This is a genomic window from Neoroseomonas rubea (genome assembly GCF_016106015.1).
GTDB classification, from domain to species: domain Bacteria; phylum Pseudomonadota; class Alphaproteobacteria; order Acetobacterales; family Acetobacteraceae; genus Neoroseomonas; species Neoroseomonas rubea.
On sequence record NZ_JACADQ010000153.1, the window covers coordinates 1 to 9,276 of the forward strand.

The 9,276-nt window shown below is 72.0% G+C and carries 8 protein-coding genes; 2 read left to right on the forward strand and 6 right to left on the reverse strand.

The window, feature by feature from the left end; genetic code table 11:
- Nucleotides 1-322 (forward strand): hypothetical protein (locus HW577_RS14700; RefSeq protein WP_419956588.1); only part of this gene is annotated, 322 nt, incomplete at its 5' end.
- Between the two features lie 5 nt (nucleotides 323-327).
- The gene (locus HW577_RS14705) at nucleotides 328-2,310 is read left to right on the forward strand and encodes a molybdopterin biosynthesis protein (protein WP_198376906.1); all 1,983 of its coding nucleotides are present in this window, start codon (nucleotides 328-330) and stop codon (nucleotides 2,308-2,310) included.
- Between the two features lie 4 nt (nucleotides 2,311-2,314).
- Here the strand turns inward: HW577_RS14705 and HW577_RS14710 are convergent, their stop codons facing one another.
- From HW577_RS14710 to HW577_RS14735, 6 genes are all read right to left on the reverse strand, one after another.
- Nucleotides 2,315-3,901: an ABC transporter ATP-binding protein gene (locus HW577_RS14710; protein ID WP_198376907.1), complete on the reverse strand. Its 1,587-nt coding sequence runs from the start codon at nucleotides 3,899-3,901 to the stop codon at nucleotides 2,315-2,317.
- Nucleotides 3,898-4,731, reverse strand: a complete 834-nt coding sequence (locus tag HW577_RS14715) for an ABC transporter permease (protein ID WP_198376908.1) — start codon at nucleotides 4,729-4,731, stop codon at nucleotides 3,898-3,900. Before HW577_RS14715 ends, HW577_RS14710 begins: the two co-directional genes overlap by 4 nt.
- Nucleotides 4,732-5,709, reverse strand: a complete 978-nt coding sequence (locus tag HW577_RS14720; RefSeq protein ID WP_198376909.1) for an ABC transporter permease — start codon at nucleotides 5,707-5,709, stop codon at nucleotides 4,732-4,734. It abuts the gene before it with no gap.
- Nucleotides 5,710-5,713: 4 nt separating this feature from the next.
- Nucleotides 5,714-7,309 carry an ABC transporter substrate-binding protein gene (locus HW577_RS14725; protein WP_198376910.1) on the reverse strand — a complete coding sequence of 532 codons (1,596 nt, stop codon included), beginning with the start codon at nucleotides 7,307-7,309 and terminating at the stop codon, nucleotides 5,714-5,716.
- Between the two features lie 22 nt (nucleotides 7,310-7,331).
- Complete coding sequence (locus tag HW577_RS14730; protein ID WP_198376911.1) at nucleotides 7,332-8,120, reverse strand: VOC family protein; 789 nt, start codon at nucleotides 8,118-8,120, stop codon at nucleotides 7,332-7,334.
- A gap of 73 nt (nucleotides 8,121-8,193) precedes the next feature.
- Complete coding sequence (locus HW577_RS14735) at nucleotides 8,194-9,195, reverse strand: ABC transporter ATP-binding protein (protein ID WP_332837716.1); 1,002 nt, start codon at nucleotides 9,193-9,195, stop codon at nucleotides 8,194-8,196.
- Nucleotides 9,196-9,276 lie beyond the last annotated feature (81 nt).

Sequence of the window (9,276 nt, forward strand, 5' to 3'; positions counted from 1 at the left end):
CGGGGGTCGGCCCGTGCTGCTGCTGCCGGGCCGGGCCGAAGATGCGCTCTCCGCCTGGGTGCTGCTGCTGCGGCCGCTGCTGCGGCGGATGACCGGCATCGCGGCGCCGCCTTCGGGCACGGCGCGCCTGGCGCGCAGCGTCTCCTCCACGGTCGGGATCGCGGACCTCGTGCCGCTGCGGATCGGGCCGGACGGCGCCGAGCCGCTCGCGGTCGGCGCCCTGCCCGCCGGGGTGCTCGCGGCGGCGGACGGCATTCTCGTGGTGCCGGCCTCCTCCGAGGGCTACGAGGCGGGCGCCGTGATCCCCATCTGTCCCTTGTGATCCGCATGCCCGACGCCCCGCCGCCCCGGCCCGATCCCGCCACGCTGCTCGACCGCGTGCGCCGCGCCGCGCGGCAGGAGCAGTTCCTCGAGGTGGTGAGCGCCGAGGAGGCGACGCGCCGCTTCCACGCCGCGCTCGACCTCCGGCCGCTGGCGGCGGAGGAGGTGCCGCTCGCGGCCTCTCTTGGCCGAATCGTCGCGCGCACCGTGACGGCGGCCTGCGACGCGCCGCCCTTCGACCGGTCCTCCGTCGATGGCTTCGCGCTGCGCGCGGCCGACGCCGCGGGCGCGAGCGAGGCGGCGCCGCGGCGGCTGCGTCTCAATCCGGAAGTGCTTGCCTGCGGCGTCGCGCCGGCGGTCGAGCTGCTGCCCGGGACGGCGACCGCCATCGCCACGGGCGGAATGCTGCCGCGCGGCGCCGATGCCGTCGCGATGATCGAATGGACGGCGCTGGAGGAGGATGCGGACGGCCCCGTGCTGCTGCTCAAGCGCGCCGTCGCCCCCGGCCAGTTCATCGGCTTCGCCGGCAGCGACATCGCGCGCGGGGAAGCGCTGTTGCGCGCCGGCACGGTGGTGACCAGCCGCGAGATCGGCATGCTCGCCGCGGCGGGCCATGCGACGGTGCCCGTGGTGCGGCGGCCACGCGTGGCGGTGATCTCGACCGGCGACGAGCTCGTCCCGCCCGGCGCGCCGCTGCCGCCCGGCGGGATCGCCGACAGCAATGCCGCGATCCTTTGCGCCGCGGTGTCGGAGAATGGCGGCGAGCCCATCCCTCTTGGCATCTTCCGCGACGAGGAAGCGGCGCTGGAGGGCGCGTTGCGCGAAGGCCTGGCGCGCGCCGACCTGGTGGTGATGTCGGGCGGCACGAGCAAGGGCGCCGGCGATGTCTCCCACCGCATCCTGTCGGGGCTCGAGGCGCCGGGCGTGCTGGTGCACGGCGTCGCGCTGAAGCCGGGCAAGCCGCTCTGCCTCGCCGTGTCGGACCGCACGCCGGTCGTGGTGCTGCCGGGCTTCCCGACCAGCGCGGTCTTCACCTTCCACGAATTCGTCGTGCCCGTGCTGCGCGCCATGGCCGGCCTGCCTGCGCGGGAGGACACGACGACGCAAGCGCGGCTGGCCGTGCGCACGCCGAGCGAACTCGGCCGCACCGAATACGTGATGGCGTCGCTGGCGGAAACCGCCGATGGCCTCGCGGCCTTTCCGCTCGGCAAGGGGTCGGGGTCGGTCACCGCCTTCTCCCAGGCGGATGGATTCTTCGCGATTCCCGCGCTGGATGCGGGCGCCGAGGCCGGCGCGCCGGTCGGCGTGCGGCTGATCGGCGGGGCTGCGCGGCCGCCCGACCTGGTGCTGATCGGCAGCCACTGCGTCGGGCTCGACATCGTGCTGGATGCGCTGGCGGCAGACGGGCTGCGCGCGCGGACGCTTGCGGTCGGCAGCCTCGGTGGCCTCGCGGCGGCGAAGCGCGGGGAGTGCGACCTCGCGCCGGCGCATCTGCTCGACCCTGCATCGGGCAGCTACAACGAGACCTTCCTCGCGCCGGGGCTGCGCCTGGTGCGCGGGTGGCGCCGGCGGCAGGGCGTGGTGTTCCGCCGCGGCGATCCGCGCTTCGAGGGGCATGAGGGTGCCGAGGCCGTGCGGCGCGCGGCGTGCGATGCATCCTGCCTGCTGGTGAACCGAAATGCCGGATCGGGCACGCGCATCCTGCTCGACGGGCTGCTCGGCGCCGCGCGGCCCGCCGGCTACGCCAACCAGCCGAAGTCGCACAATGCCGTCGCGGCGGCCGTGGCGCAGGGGCGCGCGGACTGGGGCGTGGCCATCGAGACGGTGGCGCGGGACTACGGGCTCGGCTTCCTGCCGCTGGCCGACGAGCACTACGATTTCTTCGTTCCGAAGGCGCGGGCCGGGCGCGCGGCAGTGGCGGCGTTCCTGGCCGCGCTGGCGTCGGATGCGGTGCGCGCGCGGCTCGCCGCCGCCGGCTTCGGCGTGTGATCCTTCAGCCGGCGAACATCGCGCGGCCCGGGATCGCGGCGATCAGGCTGCGCGTGTAGTCGCTGCGCGGGGCGGCGAAGACCTCCCCGATCGGGCCGGCTTCCTCGACCACGCCATTGCGCATCACGGCGACCTCGTCGCTGAGCTGCGCGGCCACGCGAAGATCATGCGTGATGAACAGGATCGACAGGCCGAGCCGGTCCTGCAATTCGCGCAGCAGGGCGAGCACCTGCGCCTGGACGCTGACATCGAGCGCCGAGACGGGTTCGTCCGCCACCAGCACGGTGGGCTTCATGGCGAGCGCGCGGGCGATGCCGATGCGCTGGCGCTGGCCGCCGGAGAATTCATGCGGATAGCGGTTCACCGCTTCCGGATCGAGGCCGACCATGGCGAACAACGCGCGCGCATCGCGCAGCGCCTGGGCGCGCGGCGTGCCGGCGGCGATAGGGCCCTGCGCCACCTGCGCGCCGGCGCGGCGACGCGGATTGAGCGAGGCGTAGGGATCCTGGAAGACCATCTGCACCAGCCGCGCCGCGTCGCGCCGCCGCGTCGGAAGGGGGGCGCCGTCGATGCGGATCTCCCCGCCCTCCGACCCCAGGAGCCCTACGACGCAGCGCGCCAGGGTGGACTTCCCCGACCCGCTCTCCCCCACCACGGCGAGCGTCGCGCCGCGCCTGAGCGTGACCGAGACGGCATCGAGCGCGCGCACCGGCTTGCGGCGGCGGAACAGCCCGCGGGAGACGTAGGTCTTGGTCAGCCCGCGGATTTCCAGCACGGGGTCGGGGCTCAGCGCGCGCGGAACGGGTGGGGCGAGCGCAGGCACGGCGCGCAGCAGCGCGCGGGTGTATTCGTGCTGCGGCGCGGTCAGCACCTCCCGCGCCGTGCCTTCCTCCACCACGCGGCCGAGCCGCATGACGGCGACGCGGTCGGCGATTTCCGCCACGACGCCAAAATCATGGGTGATGAACATCACCGCCGTGCCGTGCCGCCGCTGCAGCTCCTTGATCAGCGCCAGCACCTGCGCCTGGGTCGTGACGTCGAGCGCGGTGGTGGGTTCGTCGCAGATCAGCACCTCGGGCTCCAGCGCGAGGGCCATGGCGATCATCACGCGCTGGCGCTGGCCGCCGGAGAGTTCGTGCGGGAAGGCGCGCAGCGCGCCTTCGGGGTCGGGCAGGTTCACCCCGCGCAGGGCGGCGAGCGCGCGGCGTTCCGCCTCCCGCGCATCGAGGCCCATATGGACGCGCCACATCTCCCCGATCTGCCGGCCGACGGTCATGAGCGGATTGAGCGCCGTCATGGGTTCCTGGAACACCATGGCGATGCGCCGGCCTCGGATGGCACGCCAGGCCTCGGGCGACTTGGCGCGGAGGTCCTCGCCCGACAGCGTCATGCTGCCTTGCGCGATGGCGAGGCCCGGCGCGAGCAGGCCCATGGCGGCCGAGGCGGTGACCGACTTGCCCGAGCCGCTTTCGCCGACCACGCAGAGGATCTCCCCCGCGGCGACGGATAGCGTCACGTCCTCGATCGCGTGGGGTCGATCCGCGCCCTTGGGCAGCCGGATGGTCAGGCCCTCGACGGCCAGCCGTGTCATCGGCCGCTCGCCAGGCGCGGGTTCAGCGCGTCGTTCAGCCCCTGCCCGACGAGCGAGACGCCGAGGATGGTGAGCAGGATGGCGAGGCCGGGGATCGCCGACACGTACCATTCGCTGCGCAGCACGTTGCGCCCCAGCCCGATCAGGTTGCCCCAGGAGGGCACGTTGGGGTCCGAGAGCTGGAGGAAGGCAAGCGCGCTCTCCAGCAGGATCGCCACCGCCATGACGACGGAGGCATAGACGATCACGGGCGGCAGCGCGTTGGGCAGGACCTCGCGCAGGATCAGGTGCGCGTCGCCGAGGCCCTGTACGCGGCTGGCCTGCACGAAGTCCCGCGTCCGCAGCGTCATGAACTCGGCGCGCGTCAGCCGCGCCACCGGGGGCCAGGAGACGATGCCGATGGCGATCGTCACCGTGTGGATCGTGCTGCCGAAGACGGCGACGAGGACGAGCAGCAGCAGGAAGTTGGGCAGCGTCTGGAAGGCTTCCGTGACGCGCATCAGCACCGTGTCCACGACGCCGCCGTAGAAGCCCGAGAGCGAGCCGATGGCGATGCCGATGACGACGGCGATGGATGTGGCGACGAACCCGATCAGCAGCGAAATCCGCGCGCCATGGACGATCTGCGCCGCGATGTCCCGCCCGGACGGATCGGTGCCGAGCGGGAAGCGCGGATTCTGCCCCGGCCATTGCAGCGGCCGGCCGGCGAGGCCAAGCGGATCGTTCGGATAGAACCAGGCGGCGCCGAGCCCCATGACGAGCACGGCGAGCAGGATGACGCTGCCGATCAGCGCCGCCGGGCTGCGCAGATAGGCCTTCAACGCGCGCATTCAGGACTCCGCCGAGATGCGCGGGTCGAGCCGCGCATAGAGGATGTCCACGACGAAATTGATGGCGATGACGAGCAGCGCCGAGACGAAGACGATGCCGAGCAGCGTGTTCAGGTCCCGCTGCACCACGCTTTCATAGGCGAGCCGCCCGAGCCCCGGCAGGGCAAAGACGCTTTCCACCACCACCGACCCGCCGAGCATGGTGCCGGCCTGCAGGCCGATCAGCGTCACCATGGGCAGCATCGCGTTGCGCAGCACGTGGCGGGCGACGACGCGCGTCTCGGTCAGCCCCTTGGCGCGGGCGGTGCGGACGAAGTCGAGCGACAGTACCTCGAGCATCGAGGCGCGCATGATGCGCAGGTAGATGGCGAGAAAGATCAGCCCGAGCGTCAGCGTCGGCAGCACCAGGTGCCGCGCGATGTCGAGCACCGCGGCAAGGCCCGTGTAGCCCATGGTGATGTCGTAGAAGCCGCCCGCCGGCAGCCATTGCAGGTAGACGCTGAACAGCACGATCGCCATCAGCCCGAACCAGAAGGAGGGCGTGGCGTAGAACAGCAGGCCGAGCGTCGAGATCAGCGTGTCCGGCCAGCGGTTCACCCGCCGCGCGGCGAGCACGCCGAGCAGCAGCCCGAAGAAGAAGGCGAAGGACAGGGCCGAGACCATCAGCAGGATGGTCGGCGGCAGCCGCTCCAGTATCACGGTCGCCACCGGCTTGCCGTAGATGGCCGAGAAGCCGAGGTCGAGCGTCGCCAGCCTGGTCAGGTAGTTCCAGAGCTGCGCGGCAATGCCGACATCGAGCCCGTAGAAGCGGCGCAGATCCTCCGCCAGCGCCGCATCGCCGCCGCCCATCTGCGCCATCAGCGCATCCACCGTATCCCCGGGCGCGAGCTGCAGCAGCAGGAACATGCCTGCGAGGATGAGCAGCAGAGTCGGCAGCGATGCGGCGAGCCGCCGCAGCGCGAGGCGGAGGATCCTCAAGCGGTCACGACGCCAGCCAGGTGTCGTGCCAGGTGGAGGATGCCCAGCGCGGGTTGTTCCCGGCGTTCCGGATGCGGCGATTGAAGACCGAGACGAAGATCTGCTCGATCGGCATCCACAGCGGCAGTTCGGTCTGCACCGCGCGGACGAAGTCGGCGTACAGCGCCTTGCGCTTCACGGGGTCGACCTCGGTCGCCGCGGCGTCGATGATCCCGTCGATGCGCGCATCGGTCCAGCCCCACTGGTTCGTCCAGGGTGCGCCGCGCGGGCTGCCCGAACGGTACCAGACGGTGGTGCTGACCGCGGGGTCGCTGCGGTACTGGTGCCAGCCCGATGCGAGGTCGAAAGCGTGCTCGTTGTAGACGCTGCGCAGGAACCCCGCCGCGTCGTTGCGCACCACCTCGACCCGGATGCCGACCTGCTGCAGCGATTGCTGGATGAAGGTCGCCCAGAGCGCGATGTCCTCTCCCCAGGGCGCGGGCAGCAGGCGGAGGGAAAAGCGCACGCCGCCGGCGCCGCGGCGATGCCCGGCCTCGTCCAGCAGGCGGTTGGCCAGCGCCGCGTCGAAGCCGTATTGCGGCATCGCCTCGGTCGGATAGTAGTCCGTGGAAATCGACGGGATCGGCCCGGTGCCCGGCTTGGCGAAGGGGCCGAGGAAATTCTCGATGAAGAAAGGGACGTTCAGCGAATGCGCGATGGCGCGGCGGACGCGGATATCCGCCAGGATCGGGTTGCGGAAGTTGAATTCCAGCGTGTTGGTGCGGACATTGCCTTCGTTGCCGCGCGTCGTCGCCTCGAAGCGCGGATCGCGGCCGAGCCGCTGGAGGTCCGCGATGGCGAGCGAGGAATAGGGGCTGAACAGGATCTGCCCGGATTCCAGCTGCGCCGCCGCCGCCGCACGGTCGCCGACCACGCGCCAGACGACGCGGTCGAGATAGGGCTGGTTGTTGCGCCAGTAGTTCGGGTTGCGCTCGGCGATGATGAACTGGCCGCGCTCATACTGCACGAACTTGAAGGGGCCGGTGCCGACGGGCGCGGTGTTGGCCGGGTTCTGCCGGATGTCGCCCGTCTCGAAGATGTGCTTGGGCGAGATGTAGCCGAGGTCCGGCAGCGCCCGCAGCAGCAGACCCTGCGGCATCGGCCGTTCGTACTTGAAGATGGCGGTGTGCGGGTCGGGCGTCTGCACTTCCGTCAGGAACTGCTGCAGCGTGGTTCCGTAGTTCAGGATCTTCTTCCACATCTCCATCGCCGTGAACTGCACGTCCGCGGAGGTGAAGGGGCGGCCGTCATGCCAGGTGACGCCGCGGCGCAGGCGGAACACGTGCGTGAGGCCATCCGGCGCGCTTTCCCAGGATTCCGCGAGCACGCCGACCGGATTGCCCTGCGCGTCGAGGTCGAGCAGCGCCTCCTGCATCTTGCCGCCGACGATGTAGACGCCGGTCGAGGCCTGCAGCGACGGGTTGAGGATGCGCTGCTCGGTCGCGAAATGCACCGTCAGCACGCCGCCGCGGCGCGGCGTTTCCTGCGCCTCGACCGCCGAGGCGGGGATCATGGCGGCGGCGCCAAGCAGGAAGGTCTCGCGGCGCGTCAGTGCGGTCATGGTCTCTCTCCTGCGCGTGGGATCAATCGGCTTCGAAGATTACGGCGACGCCGGTGGCGAGGCCGGGCGGGCGGGGCTTGGGCGTCGCCAGCACCATGGCGGCGCCGCCTTCCTCGGGCAGCGCGGCCGCGTCGACCTGCGCGAGGCGGGCGATGGCGTCGCGCGGGGCGAAGCCAATCTCGGCGCGGCCGGGGCCGGTGGCGACGAGGTGGAACGCGCCTTCCTGCCGCGCCGTGCCGTCGATGGCGTCGGCGAGCCGTGCCGCCGCTGCCGCCGGATCGGCTACCGCGGCAAGCGCGCGCTTGATACGCGTGACGCCATTCGCGTGGCTTTGCAGGGACGGCACCCAGACCGCCTCCGGCGTATGGTGCTGGCAGGCGAAGATGCCGAGGCCCGCCGCGTAGGATGACGGCGGCCAGCGGAAGACGGAAAAGCGCGCCTCCATGCTCGTCCCGTCCGGCATCGGCACGGGGCGCCCGAAATGCAGCGGCCCTTGCGAGTCCACGCCGCGCGCGCGCAGCGCATCCGCACCCGCCGCCGCGTCCGTCGTGGTGAAGGCGGCGCGCTCCAGCCCCTCCCGCTTCGCCAGGAAGTCGCGCAGCGCCTGGTTGTGCGGCTGGGGCACCAGCACGGCGAGCAGTTCGAGGTAATCCTCCCCGAACATCATCGTGTGGTTGGCGCTGCCGACATGCGCGCTGTGCGTGCCGCGCGGCGACAGCGTGAAGCCGAGCGCGGTCCATTCCGCCGCGGCGGCGTCGAGGTCGCGCACGGCGACCACCAGATGGTCGAGCCCCACCAGGGTCGGAAGCATCGCGCAGTCCTTGCGAAAAGGCAGGGCAAACTTGGCACCCAAGATGCTGCCCTGCAACATCGGGCCGTGCGGATCAGGCCGCGGGCACCGGATGGTGGCAGGCCAGCGCGCCGCCCTCGGGTCCGGCGACGAGCTCCGGCCGCTCCTTCCGGCAAAGATCGCTCGCGCGCGGGCAGCGCGGGTGGAAGGCGCATCCCGTCGGCGGGGCGAGGGGAGAGGGAAGTTCTCCCTCGATCGGGCGGAAGGTCACCGAGGTGGCGTCCAGCCGCAGCTTCGGCACGCTGTCGAGCAAGGCCCGCGCATAGGGGTGGCGGGGTGCGGCATGGATGCGCGCGGCCGGCCCGACCTCGACGATGCGGCCGAGATACATGATTGCCACACGGTCCGCGACATGCCGCACCACGGACAGGTCGTGCGAGATGAAGAGGCAGGTGAGTCCGAGCGCCTGCCGCAGCTCGAGGAACAGGTTCAGGATCTGCGCCTGGATCGAGACATCGAGCGAGGCGACGGGTTCGTCGCAGACCAGCAGGTCCGGCCGCATGGCCAGCGCGCGCGCGATCGCGACGCGCTGCCGCTGCCCGCCGGAGAACTGATGCGGGAAGCGCGACGCGACGGCGGGGTCGAGGCCCACGCGCGCGAGCCATTCCGCGACGAAGGCGGGGGCGGCCGCCCGCGTCACGATGCCGTGGGCGATCGGCCCCTCGGAGATTGTCTCGCCGATCCGCCGTCGCGGATTGAGCGAGGCGAAGGGGTCCTGGAAGACGGTCTGGATGCGTGTCGTCGTCTTGCGGCCGCGCGCCATCACGGGCTTGCCATCCAGCGCCACGCGGCCGGAGGTCTGCGGCAGGATGCCCGCGACCATCCGCCCGAGCGTCGACTTGCCGCAGCCGGATTCACCGACCAGGCCCAGTGTCTCGCCGCGACGGATGGCGAAGGAGACATCCGTGACCGCGCGCAGCGGCCGGCGTTCCACCTGCGCCCCGAGCGCGCCGGCGATGCGATCGCCGATGGTCAGGCGCGGGTCGAAGCGGCGCGTCAGCGCGTCCGCCACCAGGATGTCGTCGGGCCCGCTCACGCCGCGGCCTCGAGCGGATGATGGCAGGCGGCGCGGCGCGTGCCGTGCGCGGCCTCGGGCGGCGGTGCGGCGCAGGCGCCG

Coding starts and splice junctions, on each gene's coding strand:
- HW577_RS14705 (WP_198376906.1), top strand. CDS start 328: ATGCCCGACGCCCCGCCGCCCCGGCCCGATCCCGCCACGCTGCTCGAC.
- HW577_RS14710 (WP_198376907.1), bottom strand. CDS start 3,901: ATGACACGGCTGGCCGTCGAGGGCCTGACCATCCGGCTGCCCAAGGGC.
- HW577_RS14715 (WP_198376908.1), bottom strand. CDS start 4,731: ATGCGCGCGTTGAAGGCCTATCTGCGCAGCCCGGCGGCGCTGATCGGC.
- HW577_RS14725 (WP_198376910.1), bottom strand. CDS start 7,309: ATGACCGCACTGACGCGCCGCGAGACCTTCCTGCTTGGCGCCGCCGCC.
- HW577_RS14730 (WP_198376911.1), bottom strand. CDS start 8,120: ATGCTTCCGACCCTGGTGGGGCTCGACCATCTGGTGGTCGCCGTGCGC.